We start from the raw sequence: 16,812 nt of genomic DNA on the forward strand, positions 1-16,812 counted from the left end.
ACCCGATCGTCAAAGTTTCAACCATCTTAGCACCGGCCCGCCCGTCGTTGTTCCCGGCCTCCCCCGAACCGCCGTCCGCTCCGACACGGCGGGCGCGGAGGCGGCCAGGGCGGCGCCGATCCGGCGCGGGGCACACAGACCGTGGACCCCGGTGCCCGGGCCGCCGAGCCCGTGGCGCGCGACAATGGGGGGTGCCGGGACGGCCGGCCCGGGTATCCGGAAGGGCGGCGAGCCGATGACGGCCTATATCGCGGTGAGCGCGCTGAGCCATGAGGGCCTGGTGCGGGAGCACAACGAGGACAGCCTGACGGTCGGGCCGTGGACACTCTGCGCCACCGTGACCACCAACCCGCAGACACTGTTGTTCCCGCTCGGCCCGCCCTGCGTGGTGGCGGTGGCGGACGGCCTGGGCGGACACCCCGGCGGCGAGGTGGCGAGTGCGCTGGTGGCCCGCCGGCTGGCGACCGCCGGGCCCGGACTGGACGGCGAGGAGGCCGTCCGGGAGGGGCTGCAGTCCTGCAACCGGGCGGTGTACGCCGCCGCGGCCGGTGAACCGGAGCTCGCCGCGATGGGGACGACCGTCGCCGGTGTGGTGCTGCTGCCGGACCAGGCGGTGGTCTTCAACGTGGGCGACAGCCGGGTCTACCGGATCGCCGGGGACGGGCTGCGCCGGCTCAGCGTGGACGACAGCCCGCCGCTGCCGCCCGGGCGGCGCACCACCTCGGTGGTCACCCAGACGCTGGGCGGATCGCTCGGCCTGACCTTCGTCGAACCGCATGTGCGCAGCGCGCCGCTGGCGGTCGGCGACCGCTATCTGGTGTGCAGCGACGGGCTGACCGACCCGCTGCCGGAGGAGGAGCTGTCCGAGGTGCTGACGCGGCCCTACGAGGGCTCCGAACGGGCCGACGGGCGGGCCGCGTTCGAGCTCTGGCGGGCGGCGATCGAGGCGGGCGGACCGGACAACATCACGCTGGCGCTGGTGCGGATCGGCGAGTGAACGGGCGGCCGGCCCGGCAGCCGGGCGGCCCCGGCGGGGCGCTGGACGCGCTCCGCCGGGGCCGCTGTCGGCCTTGACCGGTCGGGGTCGCTCGTAGCCGGCCGGGCCTGCCCGGGGCCGCCGGTCAGAACTCGGTCGTGATGCTCACCCCGCCGAAGCCCTGCTGCGCGTAGAGGCTGATGAACACCGCACCGGCCGGCGGGTCGGTCACGGTGAGGGTCTCGCCGTTGCCCGCGCTGACGGAGCGCGCGGTGTAGGCGTTGGTGTACGCCCAGCCGCCGCTGTTGTAGTAGAGGTCGGCATTGCCGGTGCCCCCACTGCTGGTGATCTTCAGCTGCCGGGTGCCGGCCGGGACGTACAGGTAGAAGTGCGCGTAGTTGCCGGTGGTGGCCGCCGCGTTGCTACGACGGCAGTTGCGGTCGAGCTGGCGGGTGTCCGAGCCGGTGCACTCGGACAGGCCCGCGACGGTCACGGTGCGGCTGGTGGTAGCCGTGGCACCCTTGTCGTCCGTCACGGTGAGGGTGACGGTGTAACTGCCGGGCGCGGCGTACGTCTTCGACGGGTTGGCGGCGGTGGAGGTGGTGCCGTCACCGAAGTTCCAGGCGCGGGCGGCGATGGTGCCGTCCGCGTCGGTGGAGCCGTCGGTGAAGGTGGCGGTCAGCCCGCTGACGGCGGCGGTGAAGGCGGCCGTGGGCGGCTGGTTGCCGGGCGGGTTGGTGGTGCCGCCGCAGGCGCCGTTGGCGCAGGCGGTCAGCCAGGCGTCGAAGTCGGCGTCGTAGCGGGTGCCGATGGTGCCGGTCAGGTAGGCGCGGGCGCCGTTCCAGTCGCCCGTACGGTACTTGGCGAGCACGGCGTCCAGGTCGGAGCGGTGCTTCTCCAGCATGTAGCGGACGGCGAGGTAGCCCCAGCGGTAGACCCGCTCGGTGTCGGCGTTGTTGTAGGTGGTGTCGAACAGGGTGCTGAGGCTGTAGGTGTGCCGGGCCGCGGCGGCGATCGCCGCGTCGTAGTCGACCTTTCGGTACGAGTAGGAGACGTACTCGGCGAAGCCCTCGACCCACCAGACGGTCGGGGTCGTCATGCCGGCGTCGAAGTCGCCGTACATGTCGAACCGGCCGTCGAGGTAGTGGGTGTACTCGTGGTTGAGGTTCCAGATCTGGAAGTTCGGGCGCACCCGGTCGTCCTCGTAGGCGAGGAAGCGCGGCAGGTTGCCGGCCGTGGCCGGGTCGCCCTCCAGGTACATGCCGCCGTTGTTGGTGTCGATGCCGTAGATGATGGCGGCGAACACCCCGTAGTCGAAGGAGGAGTGGAAGACCACGACCTCGATGGCGGTGTTCTTGTCGTTCGCCACCGGACCGTTGTCGCGGGCCACCGTGTGGAAGTAGGCGTCCTGGCCGGTCAGGCTGGTGCAGGCACTGGTGAGCTGGGTGCTGTTCAGCGCCTGGGCGAGGATGCGGATGCTCGGGCTGCAGGTGTAGGAGACCGTGAGGTTGGCGGCCTTGAGGCGGTTCGCGGCGTCGCAGGTGCCGTAGTAGGCGCAGTTGCCGGCGTCGTACGCGTCGGCCATCTCCGCGACGGCGGCCCACTGGTAGGCGGTGCGGCCGGAGACCGAGGCCTGGGCGGCCAGGGCCCGGTCCAGCGGGCGGACCTTGGCCTGGAGCGGCGCGTACTGGAGGAAGCGGCCGAGCTCACGGGCCGCGTTGTAGACCAGCGAGCCGTAGTCGCCGCCGAGTTGGTCGTTGTTGGTGACGGCGAAGCTGTACATCGTGTCGAGCACGCTGGGGTCGGACTGAACGGCGCTCACGAACGCGGCGTTCTGGTGGCCGCGCCACAGGACGGTGTAGACGCTGTTGACGGCGTTGGCCATGCCGCTCGGGTTGTAGGTGGCGCTGTTGTAGTCGGTCAGGAGCCGCTTGACCACGTAGATGTAGCGGGCGTTCTCCTGCGCGCTGTCGATCAGCGTGACGGCCTCGCCCAGGATCGCGGCGTTGGCCGGGCTGACGTCCCGGGAGTGCGAGGCGGCGAAGAACGCGTCGAGCGCGCTGCGGATCGCGGTCTGCAGGGCAGACCCGTAGGTACCGACGGCAGCGGGATTGTACCACTGCACGTAGTAGCCCGCCCGCAGGTAGAGCACCAACTGCTCGACGGAGGTGGTGTTGTCGCCGGGGTACGAACCCGCCGCGTCACGCAGGGCGTAGGCCACGGTGGCCATCTGGGCCTCGCGGAACGCGCCGTACGCGTCGGTGCCGGTGAGACCGAACAGCTCGTTGACGCAGTCCAGATCGACGGACTTGATCTGCTGGACGAGGGCGATGCCGGTGCGGCTGGTGAAGTCCCCGACGTTGCAGGGCTGTTCGGCGGCGGGCGCGTTCCGGCCGGTGGCCTTGGCGGCCTGCTGCTCACCGCCGCGCCGGTCCGGGGTGAGCGCGAGCGGGGCTCGCTCGCGCGCCGGGACGGGCTTGTTGTCACTGTGGCCGTCACGGACGGCACCGAGGCCGGGCTGCGGGGCCGGGTCGGTGGGAGCGGCAGCGGCGCTGCCGGACTGCGGCGAGGCCGGGACGGGGGTGGCCTGGCTGCGCGGGGCGAACAGGCCGAGCGCCAGGACGAACGCCATGGCGATCGTCAACAGCCTTGCTATCTGAGGTAGTTGTAGGCGTCGTGCGGTACTCACGTGGGGGCCTCCGGGCCATCTTCGACCGCGTGGGGGCGCGGCCGTACAGGGGTGAGGACCGTTGCGGCGGAGCCCAGGGGGTGGCTCTGTCGCGCACACGGTGGGGAGTGTGACATGTACCATGGCATACATCACATGACCGTGGAAGGCCCCTGACGGCAAGAGACCGGGCCGAACCCGGGAGGTGCCGACGAACGGCCGCCGCGACGAGGCGTCAGCCGTCGTCACGGCGGCCGTCAAAGGCCCGGCGGAAACCCGCCGGAGCTACAGCCCGGCCAACCGCTCCAGTGGGAACGGAGGTTGGGCCAACGGCCGGGTCGCCATCCGCAGCAGGAGCAGCGGGCTGTCGTCACCGGCCGTCCGGTTGGCGCTCAACTCGTCGCAGGCGGTGCAGCGGTGGATGATGACCCACTCGCCGCCACCGCGCACGGAGATCGAGATCGGCTCCATCCGGGCCCGGCAGCCCGACGCCCGGTCGCCGGGGACGCGGTCGTCGAGGTGCAGGCTGTAGAGGCAGTTCGGGCAGTGGTTGCGGTGCGCCGTGCCGGGTGCGCGCATCGACACGTCGAGGCGGCAGTGCCGGCAGCGGAACGACTCGGCGGCCCGCTCGGGCCCCGGGCCGGCCGCCGGCTCCTGCGGGTCGTAACGGCGGGACCGGGCGTACGCGCGGAACTCGGCGTACTCGGAGTACTCGGCGCGACCGGCGTCGCCGGTGGGGCGTTCGGTGCGGCTACGGGGGTGTGGCGGTCGGTGTCGTCGGGACACGTCGGGGGCTCCCTGCGGGATGCGGGCGGACTGGGCGGCTCGGAAGAACAGAGCGCGGTCCGGCCACCCCGGGGTGGCGTCGCGGGCCGTCGGCCACAGGCCTCGGACGCGCGGCGAAGGCCCTCAGCCGAGCCGGGCGGGTGCCGGGCCGGACGGTGCGGGCTCCACCAGGGGTGCACGGAGAGCGCTCGCTGTCAGCCGGGGCACAAACCCACCACTTTCACCACATCGCCGGGGCCCGCCGCTCGCACACGGCAGGGGCTGCCGGTCGGACGACCGGCAGCCCCTACTCAAACCCGGCGGCCCGACCGGGTGCAAGCGGATTTCCGGCTCGCACCGGGGCCGGGCGGGTCACCCGCGCGGAGCGGTCACTTCCGCAGCAGCAGGATGACGCCGGCGGTGGCCAGGCCCACCACGACGGCGGCGGCGCCGTACGCCAGCCGGTGCGCGCGGAGCACGGGCAGGAAGCGGTCCACGGCGTAGCGGCCGGGACCGGTCAGGGCGAGCGCGGCGGCACCCGCGGTGAGCAGCAGCTCGTACTCGTTGCCCTTGGGGGCGAAGAAGCCGCCGCCCCAGGTGACGGCGATCGCGTTGACCATGGTGCCGAGGATCGCGGCGGCGGCCAGCGGGGTGAGCAGGCCGGCCGCGAGGGCGAGCCCGCCCAGGGTCTCGGTCAGACCGGCGACAACGGCCATGGCGTTGCCCGCCGGGTAGCCGCTCATGGTGAAGAACTGACCGGTGCCGTCGAGGCCGCCGCCGCCGAACCAGCCGAACAGCTTCTGGCTGCCGTGCGCGGCCATGGTCAGGCCGAGGGCGAGGCGCAGCAACAGGAGGCCGGCGTCATAGGCGTGCGGGGAGGTCGTCGCGGGTGCGGGGGCGGCCCGGCCCGGGAGGACGGTGGTGGTGGGGGCGGTCGTGCTCGGGCTGGTGCTCGGCATGCGCGTCTCCATCAATCGGGGTCAGTCGGGGCGATGAGGGTTGGTCGCGGCCACCTGGTTCGGATGTAGTTCAAATTCGAACCGCCGCCATTCGACGGTACCTGGAAGTTCGAATTTGAACAACACGGTCTCCGGCCCGCGGGTCGCGGACCGGCCGGAACCCGGGGCAGGGTGGAGGCATGGCTCATCGCAGCGAACAGAAACCGCCCGAACGGTCCGGCACGCCGTACGCCGAGGCCCTGGCCGCGTTCGGCGACCGGGTCCGGCTGGTCACCCCTCGCCAGTGGGACGCGCCGACGCCGTGCGCCGACTGGTCCGTCCGGGATCTCGTCAACCACCTCACCGGCGAACAGCTCTGGGTGCCCGAGCTGCTGATGGGTTCGACCATCGCCGAGGTCGGCGGCCGCTTCGACGGCGACGTGCTCGGCGACGACCCGGTCGCCGCCTGGACGGCCGCCGCCGACGCCGCCCGTGAGGCCTTCGCGGTACCGGGCGCCACCGAGCTGACCGTCCACCTGTCGTACGGCGACGTCTCCGCGCAGTACTACCTGGACCAGCTCACCTCGGACGCCGTCGTGCACACCTGGGACCTCGCCGAGGGCATCCGCCGCCGCACCCGGCTGCCGGCCGGCCTGGTGGAGTTCGCGCTCGGCGAGTTCACCGGGTACGGGAACCTCTCCGGCAGCGGCCTGTTCGACCCGCCGCTGCGGGTGCCGGCCGGCGCCGGCCCGCAGGCCCGTCTGCTCGCCCTCACCGGGCGGCGTGACCGGCCCTGACCTGCGGTGTTCCCGGACCGGCTGCCCGGCGTGGCGCGCGACGCCGGATACTGGAGGTGTCGGGGGGCCAGCACCGGACGAAAGGCGGGTGCGCCATGAGCCGCAGGCCGGACATCCTCGGCGAGTTCACCGCCGACCACCGGGCCGTGACGGAACTGCTCGACCGGGCCGAGGCTGCCCCGGACGGCGCGGCCGAGCGCGGCGAGCTGCTCGTCGCCCTGACCGACCTGCTGTTCAGCCACTGCGCCGCCGAGGAGGAGTACCTCTTCCCCGCCGTTCAGCACGACGTGCCGGACGGCGGGGCACTGGTGTTCACCAGCATCCACGACCACCTCGCGATCGGGCAGTACCTCGTCGACCTCCAGGGCCTGGGCCCCGGCGACCCGGCCTTCGGCGCGTTGTTCCGGGGGCTGGCCGACACCGTCCGCCGGCATCTGGCCGCGGAGGAGAAGCGGCTGTTCCCCGCCGCCCGCAAGGCGCTGCCCGCCGAGGCCCGGGCCGAGCTCGGCGAGCGGCTGCGGGCGGAACGAACGGCGGTCACCGAGGCCGGACCGTAGCGGGCGGCGGCCTGCGGGCCGGGGGACACCGCCCGGAGCATGCCCGCGCCCGCCGGGGCGGTGCCCCGGCGGGCGCGGACCCGGGCCGGCTCAGTTCTTGAGGCTGATCACCGCGAACCGTCCGCCCTCCGGGTCCTGGAGGCGGGCCACCCGCCCGTACGGCGAGTCGAAGGCAGGCCCGATCACCGAGCCACCGAGCGCCTCCGCCTGGGCCAGCGCCGCGTCGGCGTCCGGCACCGAGAAGAACACCTCCCAGTGCGGCGGCATGCCGGCCGGGCCGCCCGACTGCTCCTTGGCCAGGGCCGCGACGCTGTACCCCTCGGTGCGCAGCACCACCCGGTCGTGCTCCCACCGCACCTCGAAGCGCTCGGGGTCGCGGCCGTCCCAGCGGAACACCTCGCCGTAGAAGAGCGCCGCCGCGAAGGGGTCGGGCGTGCGCAGTTCGATCCAGACCGGTGCGCCCGGCAGCTCCAGCCGACGGGCCCGGCCCGGCAGTCCCTCCCAGATCCCGAAGACCGCCCCCGCCGGGTCCGCGGCCAGGACCACCCGGCCGGCGTCGAAGGCCAGCGGGCCCACCGCCAGGGTCGCCCCGCGCTCGCGGACCGCGTCGGCGGCGGCGTCGGCGCTCTCCGTTCCGAAGTAGCTGGTCCACGCCACCGGCATGCCCCAGCCACTGCCCGTGACCCCCAGCCCGGCCACCGCCTCGTCGCCGACCACCGCGTGCACATACGGCCCGAAGCGGTCCGGCGCGGGCTCGAACTTCCAGCCGAGCAACGGGCCGTAGAACGCTGTCGCCACTTCGAGATCGCGCGCCATCAGGCTCACCCAGCACGGAACGGCCGCCACACAGCGCACCTTGGCGGTCTCACGGCTGCTCATCGCGAACCTCCTCGACGCCCGGCCGCCGGGGCCGTCCCGGCTCCCACGGCCAACGGACCGCCCGGGCGCTTTCAGCCTAGGGCTTGTCTGACAGTTCGCGTCGCATCAGCGCGCGGCGTTGGACGCCCGGCTGGGCGTGCCGCCGGAGCGGCCTCGTACTGGACGTACTCGGCCGATTCGGCGGTGCGTCCAGGCGGGATGCCCGGCCTCGTGCGCGCGGCGGGAATGGTCAGACAAGCCCCAGGGGGCGAGGCGGGCCCGGCGCGGCACGGCACGCAGGTGGGACCGGCCGGTGCGGCGAGCTCGGCGCCTCAGAGCTCCGGGGTCTCCCGGAAGCCGTGGTGGCCGGCGCCCGGGGCGGTGGGGGCGGGCCGGCCGTGGCCGCGGGCCGGGGTGGCGGCGGTGATCGCGGCGGGGTCGAGGGAGAGGTGGGCGGCCGGGCCGGCGCCGTGGTCGAGCCGGGCGACGAGGTGGAGGCGGTCGTCGTCGGCCGTGCCGGCGGGCCGGTCGCCCTCGGACCAGGGTGGTTCGGTGCGCGGGCCTGGCCGGTCGTAGAGGGCGAGGACGGTGAAGCCGTTGGCGGCGAGCAGGTAGCGGAGCTCCTGGGGGAAGAGCAGCCGCCAGGCGGAGTGCTGCTCGACCGGTGCGCCGCCGTCGGTGGTCCAGATCCTGGTGCGGCGCAGGAGTTGGGCGGCATGGTCGATCCACAGCGTGGTGTGCGAGGTGTGGGTGACGCCGTCCCGGGTGACGGTGTCGGTGCGCGGGGCGTCGAGGAGTTCGGTGCGGCCGAGGAAGAAGGCGCCGTTGCGCATCTCGGCGACCAGCAGTCCGCCGGGCCGCAGGTGGTGGCGGAGCCGGCCGAGCAGGGCGTCGAGGTCGTGGTTGGTGTGGCAGTAGAGCAGGGCGCTGTCCAGGCAGAGCGCGGCGTCGAAGCGGCCGTCGAGGCTGAAGTCCCGCATGTCGCCGACGTGGTAGTCCGGACCGGGGTGGCGGCGGCGGGCGTACCGGATCATCGCCTCGGAGCTGTCCAGGCCGGTGACCCTGCGGCGGGCGGTGCGGTGCAGCCAGCCGGCGTCGCGGCCGGTGCCGCAGCCGAGGTCGAGCACGTCCGGCCCGGCGCCGTGGTCGCGGAGTACCGACTCGGCCCACCGGGCGGCCGTGAACTCCGCGTCGGGGAAGCGCAGTTCGTACAGCTCGGGGGTGTCGGTGAGCAGGTTGCGGCCGGTCATCGGGCCTCGCAGGGAGTGGGCGGACGGGGGCGTGGCCGAGGCGGACGGCCGGGAAGCGGACGGGCGGGCGGGCGCCGCGGCGCCCTCATGACCCGGCCTCCGGATCGGCGGGCCGGACACCGAGGCCGGCCCGGGCGGCGGTGCGGACGGTGCCGTCGGCGCCGCCGATGCCCCGCCAGGGGTCGTGGGCGAGCAGCAGGTGCCCGTCCAGGTCCACCCAGCGGGCGCGGTCGGCCAGGTGGACGGCCGGGGCGATGCCGAGCGAGCTGGCGACGAGGCAACCGAGCATGAGGTCGGTGCCGCTGCCCCGGAGGGCGGCCTGGATGCGCAGCACCTCGTGGACGCCGCCGCACTTGGCGAGCTTGAGGTTGACGCCGTGGACCCGCCCGGCGAGGCGGACGGCGTCCTCGTAGCCGACGGCGTCCTCGTCGGCGATCACCGGCAGCGGGGAGCGTTCGGCGACTCCGGCGAGCGCGTCGGGGTCGCCGGGGGCGATCGGCTGCTCGACGGCCTCGACACCGGCGTCGGCGAAGGCGGCCAGGAGCCGGTCGGCCTGGTCGGGTGTCCAGGCGCCGTTGGGGTCGAGCAGCAGCCGGGCGCCGGGGGCGGCCTCGCGGACGGCCCGGACGCGGGCGAGGTCGGCCGCGGGGTCCGCGGAACCGGCCTTGATCTTGAGGACGGTGAAGCCGGCGGCGGCGAGCTCCCCGGCCCGGGCGGCGGCGCGGGCGGCGGGCTGGATGCCGATGGTGCGGGCGGTGGCGGCGGCCACCGGGCCCGCCCGGCCCAGGAGCCGGTGGACGGGGGCGCCGGCCCGGCGGCCGGCCAGGTCGAGCAGGGCGGCCTCGACGGCGGCCAGCACACCGGCCGGCAGCCCCTTGAACGGTGCCGCCCCGCGCCGGAGTTCGGCGATCGCCTGCTCCGGGTCCGGGATTCGTTCGAGGTCCGCGCGCAGGGCCTCGACCTCGCGCAGGATGCGGGAGGTGGGCAGCCGGAGGTAGTCGCTGCTGACGACCTCGCCGTGGCCGGTGAGGCCGTCGTGGCGCAGGGCGAGCCGGACGGCGTCGCGCTGGGCCGTCACCGAACGGGAGATCCGCAGCGGCTCGGCGAGGTGGAGCCGGACGGTGTGGACGGCGAGCCTCATCGGGCCCCCTCGCGGTGGCGCGCGCGGTCGGTGCGGCAGCGGGCCCAGCCGGTGGCCTCGGCGGCGGCGGGGTGCGGGAGTTCGGTCGGGCGCGGGGCGGCGCGGTCGGGGTCCAGACCGTGCCGGTGGCAGAACCCGTCGTCGTAGACGGTGCCCAGGTAGCGGTGCGGGCCGTCGGGGAAGACGGTGGCGACGACCTCGCCGGGGCGTGTGCGGGCGGCCCAGGCGGCGACCAGGGCGACGGCCCCGGTGCTCCAGCCGCCGCTGACGAAGTTGCCGCGGGCGAGGCGGCGGCAGGCGTCCACGGCCTCGGCCGGGCCGACCCAGTGGATCTCGTCGAAGGCCTGGTGGGCGACGTTGCGCGGATGGATGGAGCTGCCGAGGCCGCGCATCAGCCGGGGGCGGGCGGGCTGGCCGAAGATGGTAGAGCCGACGGAGTCCACGCCGATGATCCGCAGCTCCGGCCAGCGGCGGCGCAGCGGTTCGGCGAGCCCGGCGCTGTGGCCGCCGGTGCCGACGCTGCACACCAGCACGTCCAGGTGGTCGAGTTCGGCGGTGATCTCCTGCGCCATGGCGTGGTAACCGGCCGCGTTGTCGGGGTTGTTGTACTGGTCGGGCCAGTAGGCGTCGGGCAGCCGGCCGAGGACGGTACGCAGCCGGGCGAGCCGGGCGGCCTGCCAGCCGCCGTGCCGGGCGGGCCGCTCGACGAGCTCCAGCCGGGCGCCGTAGGAGCGCAGCAACTGGCGCATGGACGGTTCGAGTTCGGCGTCGCCGACCAGCACCACGGGGTGGCCGAAGGCCTGTCCGGCGAAGGCGAGGCCGATGCCGAGGGTGCCGGAGGTGGACTCCACCACCGTGGCGCCGGGCCGCAGTTCGCCGCGGGCGTGGGCGCCGCGGAGCATCGCGACGGCTGAGCGGGCCTTCATGCCGCCGGCTCCGAGGCCCTCCAGTTTGGCCCAGAAGCCGGGGTGGGGGTGCGGCAGCGGGGTGCTGATCCGGGCGAGCGGGGTGCGGCCGAGCAGCGGCAGCAGGTCGGGGTTGCCGAGGCCGGCCGTGGCGAGCAGGGTGGTCATCGGGCGCCACCGCCGTACAGGTGGAGGACGGTGGGCCCGCCGTCGAGCCAGAAGAAGGGGTACGGTTCGGCGCTGACGGCGCTGACGCCGTCGCCGAGCAGCCGGGGCAGCACGGCGCTGCCGGTCTGGGCGAACAGCACCAGCGGGGCGCCGGTGGCCCGGGCGTGCGCGAGCAGCGGGTCGAGCGTGCCGTTGCCGAGGGTCATGCCGGAGGCGAGGACGGCGTCGCAGTCGCCGAGCCGGGCCAGGGCGTCGGTGTGCACCGGCTCGCCCCATTCGGTGGTGCCACCCTTGAGGTCGCACGGGACGTACTCGACGCCCTGCGAACGCAGCTGTTCCAGCAGGGAGTTGACGACTCCGACGACGAGCACCCGGCGCACCCCGGGCGGGAGCAGGCCGATGACGGCGCGGGCCCGGGCGCGGGACTTCGTCAGCGAACCGCCGGCCGGCAGGGCGACCGGGCGGGCGCCGTGGGCGGGGGTGTGCGGACGGCAGTGCATCAGGTAGGCGTCGAGGGCGGCGACCCGGACGGGGGTGAGGGGGTGGTCGAGCAGTTCGGCGACGTCGGCGCCGACGCAGTCGGTGAGCGCGTCGGCGGGCAGCTCACCGGGTTCGACGGCGCAGGAGCCGACGGCGGCGCCGAGCCGCAGGCTGAGCACCTCGTTGCGGTAGCCGTGGGCGCGGCCGGCGTGCCGGACGGCCTGCGTGGTGCCGAAGGCGAGGGCGATCCGCTGTCCGGCCGGGTCGGGCCCGTACACGCCGGCCCGGACCTGGGCGGCGATCCGGTCCAGCGCGGGGGCGGGGGCGGTGGTCGTCACGCGGGCACCGCCCGCTCCTCGGCCCGGCCGGCGTAGCGGGGGGTGAGGCCGGAGAGCAGCCGTTCGGCCTCGCGGCGGGCGCCGGCGCCCTCGGGGTCGGCGGTCATCACATGGCCGAGGTACTCGTTGTTGCTGGTGGCGGGCCGGACGTCGCGGCCCGGCCCGGCGAGGGAGAGCTCCACGACGGCCGGGTCGCGGCGCACCGCCGCCTCGCCGTCGAAGCCGTCCAGCAGACCGGCCCGCCCCTCCCCCGGCACCAGGAAGGCGATCGCGGCACTGGCGACGCCGGTGGGGCGGGCGGTGAGGTCGGGCCGGCCGCCGAGGGCGACGTCCACGCAGGCGGCGGCCAGGTCGATGCCGGTGACGCGGCGGACGAGTTCGGTGATCCGGTTCCCGGCCGGGCGCGGGTTGACCTCGACCACCCGGGGCCCGGCCGGGGTGAGCTTGATCTCGGTGTGCGCGACGACCTGGTCCAGCCCGAGCGCGGCCAGCGCGGCGACGGCCGTCCGGGCGGCGGCCCCGGCATCGGCGGGGTCGAGCGCGGCGGGGAACATGTGGCCGGTCTCGATGAAGGCGGGCGCGCCGCCGACGCTCTTGTCGGTGACCCCGACCACATGGGTGGCGCCGTCGGCGGAGACGGTCTCGACGCTGACCTCGGGCCCGGTGAGCAACTCCTCCAGCAGGGCGACGGGGGCCCGGCGCTGGCCGCGCGCGTTGACCGGGAACGCCTCCAGGGCGGTGAGCGCGACGGCGAGCTCCCGCTCGTCGACGACCTCGCGGACCAGCATGCCGGCGCACAGGTCCGCCGGCTTGACCACCAGCGGGAAGCCGATCTCCCGGGCGGCGGCGAGGGCCTCCCCCCGGTCGGCGCAGAGCGCGTACGCGGGCCCGGGCACCCCGGCCGCGCCGAGCGCGCGACGGGTGAGGTCCTTGCGGCAGGCGGCGGTGACGGCCTCGGGCGCCGGCCCGGGGAGCCCGAGGTGCCGGGCGACCAGCGCGACCGTGGGCAGGTAGTAGTCGCAGGAGGAGAGCACGCCGTCGAAGCCGAGCACGCCGTGCAGCCGCTCGGCGTACGGGAGCAGGGCGGCCGGGTCGTTGGTGTCGGCGGTGAGGACGTTCTCGGCGGCGAGCAGCGGGTGCGGCGCCCCGGCCGGGGTGGCGCGCAGATAGTGGTGCAGGTCCCGGGTGAGGAAGGTGAACCGGTGACCGCCCTCTCCCAGCGCCCTGGGCAGCAGAGTGCTCATGGAGCCGACCCAGCTCTCGATCATCAGCAGATGCGCCACGGATCTCCCTCTCGACGGGTGCGGCAGGCCGGCCCGGCATGCCGAGGGAGAACATAACGGGATCCATTTTCATTTTCAACACGGTTCGGACGCGGCGTCAGATGACATCCGTTTTCATGTAGTCTGCCGCGCGTCGACCCCCTCCACCTGCCCGTCCACTCCCTTTCGGAGTTATCTGATGATGCGTCATGTCGATTACGAGATCAGGCCGGCACTGCCCTCGGACGTCCCGGGCGCCCGTCGGCTGATCCTCGACACGTTCTACCGGGAGTTCGGCTACGGCTACGTCCCGGACTGGCACGCCGACGTGGTCGACCTCCAGGGGTACTACCTGGACCACCCCCGCCACGCGCTGCTGGTGGCCGTCCACCGCGAGGAGGTGGTCGCCACCACGGCGCTGCACTCCACCGGGCCCGCCCACCCACCGCACCCGCGCGCCCTCGCCGAGCGCTACCCCGACGGCACCACCGCCCAGCTCGTCCGGGTGTACGTCCGGGCCGAGCACCGCCGGCACGGACTGGCCCGCGAACTCGTCCGACAGGCCTGCGAGTTCGCCGCCGCCGAGGGCGGGTACGAGCGGCTCTACCTGCACACCAACACCAGGATCCCGGGCGCCGAGCCGTTCTGGCGCAGCCTGGCCGAGGAGGTCCACGACGCCCGCCCGACCGGCGAGCACGGGCCCGGCGTGGCCACCGTCCACTTCGAGATCCCGCTGCGCCGCCCGATGGCGGCCGGGGGCGGGGCGGTACAGCGGGTGACGGCCTGAACCGGACGACCGGAGCACACCCCGGCCACCCGGTCGGAGAGATGTGACACAGGTCACGCCCGCAGGTGAAATTTCCGGGGAGTGAATCCCCGTTTGGTCCTTCGTGGAGGAAAGCGGGGAGGATTTCCCCGGTACTCTGATGGAGGAGCATCGCCGTGAGCACCGCAGCAGCCGCCGAGCAGGTCCGCGCCGTGGAGCCCGTTCGCGCACCCAAGCTGCGCGCGGACGCGTCCCGCAACCGTGAGCGGATCGTCCTGGCGGCCCGTGACGCTTTCGTCGAACACGGCGCGGACGCGCCACTGGACGAGATCGCGAAGCGGGCGGGCGTCGGCAACGCCACGCTGTACCGGAACTTCCCGGACCGCGCGGCGCTGATCCGTGAGGTGGCGCTGCTCGTCAAAAACCGTATCCTGGCCATCGCCGAGACGGCGACGGCGGAGGGCGACGGCCCGTTCGACGCTCTCCAGCGGTTCGCCCACGCGACGGTCGAGGAGAAGGTCGGCGCGCTGTGCCCGCTGCTCACCAACCGGGTCGACCCGTTCGACCCGGCCCTGGTCGAGGCCCGCGAGCGTCTGACGGCTGCCGTCGGCAGCATGATGGACCGCGCCCGCGAGGCGGGCGAGCTGCGCCCCGACATCGACCACGGTGACCTGTTCATCGCGATGAGCCAGCTCACCCGGCCGCTGCCGGACATCTCCTGCCACCTGCTCAACGACTTCGTGCACCGGCACCTGCAGCTGTTCCTGGACGGCCTGCGGGCGCCCGCCCGCTCCACCCTGCCCGGCCGGGCCGCGACCTTCGAGGACTTCAAGCCGCACCACTGACAGCCCCAGCACCACGATCACGGCGACTCCGGCGCCGGCCCACCGGAGACCGACCACCACAGCGCGCCGCGAGGACGCGCCGACAGCGGCCGGTCGGCACCTCCGGCCCCGCCGCGCCCTCGCACGCCATCCGTCCTGATCCGCACGTCATCCGTCCGATCCGTACGCCACGCACCGTGAAGCGAGTACCCCCATGCCCAAAACCGACTCCACACCGCCGACGCAGGCCGCGTCACAGCCCGATCCGAGGCGCTGGAAGGCCCTGATCTTCATCGGCCTCGCCCAGCTGATGGTCGTCCTCGACGCCACCATCGTGAACATCGCCCTGCCGTCCGCGCAGAAGGACCTCGGCATCACCGACGGCAACCGCCAGTGGGTCATCACGGCCTACGCGCTCGCCTTCGGCGGCCTGCTGCTGTTCGGCGGCCGGATAGCCGACCTGTGGGGCCGCAAGCGGACCTTCGTGGTCGGCCTGACCGGCTTCGCCCTCGCCTCCGCGCTGGGCGGCGCCGCCGCCAACACCGCGATGCTGCTCGGCGCCCGCGCCCTCCAGGGCGTGTTCGGCGCGCTGCTCGCACCGGCCGCGCTCTCGCTGCTCGCGGTGATGTTCACCGAGGCCAAGGAGCGCGCCAAGGCGTTCGGCATCTACGGCGCCATCGCGGGCGGCGGCGGCGCGATCGGCCTGATCCTCGGCGGTCTGCTGACCGAGTACCTGAACTGGCGCTGGACCTTCTTCGTCAACATCCCGTTCGCCATCGTCGCCGCCGTCGGCGCCGTCCTGGTGATCCGCGAGCCCTCCGAGGGCCGCAACCGCAACCGTCTGGACATCCCCGGGGTGCTGCTGGTCACCACCGGCCTGGTCGCCCTGGTCTACGCCTTCACCCGGGCCGAGTCGGACGGCTGGAGCTCCGGCGTGACGATCGGCCTGTTCATCGCCGCCGGTGTCCTGCTGGCCGCGTTCGTCGTCGTCGAGCGGGTCGTCAAGGCGCCGCTGCTGCCGCTGCGGGTCGTCCTGGACCGCAACCGCGGCGGGGTCTACCTGTCGCTCGGCCTGGCCGTGATCGGCATGTTCGGCCTGTTCCTCTTCCTGACCTACTACCTGCAGATCGTGCTCGGTTACAGCCCGGTGCTGACCGGTGTGGCCTTCCTGCCGATGGTGGCAGGCATGATCACCGGCTCGACCCAGATCGGCGCCCGGCTGATGACCCGGGTCCCCGCGCGCTTCCTGATGGCGCCCGGCTTCCTGGTCGCCTCGATCGGCATGCTGCTCCTCACCCAGATCGACCTCGACACCTCCTACCCGGCGCTGATCCTGCCCGGCCTGATCCTGATGGGCCTCGGTATGGGCACCGCCTTCATGCCGGCCATGAGCCTGGCCACGCACGGCGTCCAGCCGCGCGACGCGGGCGTGGCGTCCGCCATGGTCAACACCTCCCAGCAGGTCGGCGGCGCCATCGGCACCGCGCTGCTGAACACCATCGCGGCCAGCGCCACGGCCACCTGGCTGGCCGCGCACGCCGGTGCCGCGACGTCCCCGGCCGCGGCCCAGGCGGCACAGTTCCAGGGCATGGTGCACGGCTTCTCGACCGCGATCTGGTGGTCCTTCGGCATCCTGCTGACGGCCGCCGCGATCGCCTTCGTCCTGGTCAACGCCGGGCGCCCCGACGGCGCGACGACCGGTTCGGCCACGGGCGAGGAGGACAGCAACCAGGTGCCGGTGCTGGTGCACTGACCCCTGGAGGTACTCGGGCGCGAAGCGGCCCGTCCGGTGTTGCGACGTCGCGACACCGGACGGGCCGCTCGGCGTTTCACGGCCCCCGGCCCCCTCTCCGGCTCCCCCGCCCTCCGGTTCCGTCCCGGGAACGACCCCCGGCTAGAAACGGGGATCATCCCCCGTTTATGGTGGTGACAGCTCGAAACGGGGAATGATCCCCGCTTCTCTTGGAGTGAGGTGCGTGGAAATGACCCGGAATCAGCCTCCTGGACGCGGCCGACGGGCCGCCGACTGGACGGACGGCCGGCTGGGGATCTACTCCCTGGCCAGGGCCAACCTCCGCAAGATCTTCCCGGACCACTGGTCCTTCATGCTGGGCGAGAT

15 protein-coding genes are annotated in these 16,812 nt (G+C 74.0%); 6 read left to right on the plus strand and 9 right to left on the minus strand.

The window, feature by feature from the left end; translation table 11 throughout:
• Window positions 1–235: 235 nt before the first annotated feature.
• A complete protein-coding gene (locus ACIO5D_RS37870; RefSeq protein WP_363614170.1) occupies window positions 236–997 on the plus strand; it encodes a PP2C family serine/threonine-protein phosphatase in 762 nt (253 codons plus the stop codon).
• A gap of 124 nt (window positions 998–1,121) precedes the next feature.
• Here the strand turns inward: ACIO5D_RS37870 and ACIO5D_RS37875 are convergent, their stop codons facing one another.
• From ACIO5D_RS37875 to ACIO5D_RS37885, 3 genes are all read right to left on the minus strand, one after another.
• The gene (locus ACIO5D_RS37875) at window positions 1,122–3,608 is read right to left on the minus strand and encodes a collagenase (protein WP_400800826.1); all 2,487 of its coding nucleotides are present in this window, start codon (window positions 3,606–3,608) and stop codon (window positions 1,122–1,124) included.
• Between the two features lie 321 nt (window positions 3,609–3,929).
• On the minus strand, window positions 3,930–4,430 hold the full coding sequence (locus tag ACIO5D_RS37880; RefSeq protein WP_363614168.1) for an RNHCP domain-containing protein: 501 nt from the start codon (window positions 4,428–4,430) through the stop codon (window positions 3,930–3,932).
• Between the two features lie 368 nt (window positions 4,431–4,798).
• Entirely contained in the window at window positions 4,799–5,368 is a 570-nt protein-coding gene (locus ACIO5D_RS37885; RefSeq protein WP_363614166.1) for a DoxX family membrane protein, read from the minus strand.
• A 179-nt stretch (window positions 5,369–5,547) separates the two neighbouring features.
• Between ACIO5D_RS37885 and ACIO5D_RS37890 the strand changes: the two genes are divergently transcribed.
• Window positions 5,548–6,144 carry a TIGR03086 family metal-binding protein gene (locus tag ACIO5D_RS37890; protein WP_400653654.1) on the plus strand — a complete coding sequence of 199 codons (597 nt, stop codon included), beginning with the start codon at window positions 5,548–5,550 and terminating at the stop codon, window positions 6,142–6,144.
• Window positions 6,145–6,239: 95 nt separating this feature from the next.
• A complete protein-coding gene (locus tag ACIO5D_RS37895) occupies window positions 6,240–6,701 on the plus strand; it encodes a hemerythrin domain-containing protein (protein ID WP_363614162.1) in 462 nt (153 codons plus the stop codon).
• 90 nt (window positions 6,702–6,791) lie between these two features.
• Here the strand turns inward: ACIO5D_RS37895 and ACIO5D_RS37900 are convergent, their stop codons facing one another.
• The 6 genes from ACIO5D_RS37900 to ACIO5D_RS37925 all read right to left on the minus strand — a co-directional run bounded on the left by ACIO5D_RS37900 (window position 6,792) and on the right by ACIO5D_RS37925 (window position 13,124).
• Window positions 6,792–7,580, minus strand: a complete 789-nt coding sequence (locus ACIO5D_RS37900) for a VOC family protein (protein WP_400653655.1) — start codon at window positions 7,578–7,580, stop codon at window positions 6,792–6,794.
• A gap of 311 nt (window positions 7,581–7,891) precedes the next feature.
• A complete protein-coding gene (locus tag ACIO5D_RS37905) occupies window positions 7,892–8,809 on the minus strand; it encodes a class I SAM-dependent methyltransferase (RefSeq protein ID WP_400800819.1) in 918 nt (305 codons plus the stop codon).
• A gap of 85 nt (window positions 8,810–8,894) precedes the next feature.
• Window positions 8,895–9,950, minus strand: a complete 1,056-nt coding sequence (locus ACIO5D_RS37910) for a dipeptide epimerase (RefSeq protein ID WP_400653657.1) — start codon at window positions 9,948–9,950, stop codon at window positions 8,895–8,897.
• On the minus strand, window positions 9,947–11,023 hold the full coding sequence (locus tag ACIO5D_RS37915; protein ID WP_363614154.1) for a pyridoxal-phosphate dependent enzyme: 1,077 nt from the start codon (window positions 11,021–11,023) through the stop codon (window positions 9,947–9,949). The genes ACIO5D_RS37910 and ACIO5D_RS37915 overlap by 4 nt, the downstream gene beginning before the upstream one ends.
• Complete coding sequence (locus tag ACIO5D_RS37920) at window positions 11,020–11,841, minus strand: Rossmann-like domain-containing protein (RefSeq protein WP_363614152.1); 822 nt, start codon at window positions 11,839–11,841, stop codon at window positions 11,020–11,022. The genes ACIO5D_RS37915 and ACIO5D_RS37920 overlap by 4 nt, the downstream gene beginning before the upstream one ends.
• Window positions 11,838–13,124, minus strand: a complete 1,287-nt coding sequence (locus ACIO5D_RS37925; RefSeq protein WP_400800822.1) for an ATP-grasp domain-containing protein — start codon at window positions 13,122–13,124, stop codon at window positions 11,838–11,840. The genes ACIO5D_RS37920 and ACIO5D_RS37925 overlap by 4 nt, the downstream gene beginning before the upstream one ends.
• A gap of 181 nt (window positions 13,125–13,305) precedes the next feature.
• Between ACIO5D_RS37925 and ACIO5D_RS37930 the strand changes: the two genes are divergently transcribed.
• From ACIO5D_RS37930 to ACIO5D_RS37940, 3 genes are all read left to right on the plus strand, one after another.
• Window positions 13,306–13,890 (plus strand): GNAT family N-acetyltransferase, encoded by a 585-nt coding sequence (locus tag ACIO5D_RS37930; RefSeq protein WP_400800829.1) that lies wholly within the window; start codon window positions 13,306–13,308, stop codon window positions 13,888–13,890.
• 155 nt (window positions 13,891–14,045) lie between these two features.
• Window positions 14,046–14,714 carry a TetR/AcrR family transcriptional regulator gene (locus ACIO5D_RS37935; protein ID WP_400800824.1) on the plus strand — a complete coding sequence of 223 codons (669 nt, stop codon included), beginning with the start codon at window positions 14,046–14,048 and terminating at the stop codon, window positions 14,712–14,714.
• A 193-nt stretch (window positions 14,715–14,907) separates the two neighbouring features.
• Window positions 14,908–16,446 (plus strand): MFS transporter, encoded by a 1,539-nt coding sequence (locus ACIO5D_RS37940; protein WP_400653659.1) that lies wholly within the window; start codon window positions 14,908–14,910, stop codon window positions 16,444–16,446.
• The last annotated feature ends 366 nt before the right edge of the window (window positions 16,447–16,812 follow it).

The organism is Kitasatospora sp. NPDC087315, assembly GCF_044744345.1.
GTDB lineage: Bacteria > Actinomycetota > Actinomycetes > Streptomycetales > Streptomycetaceae > Kitasatospora.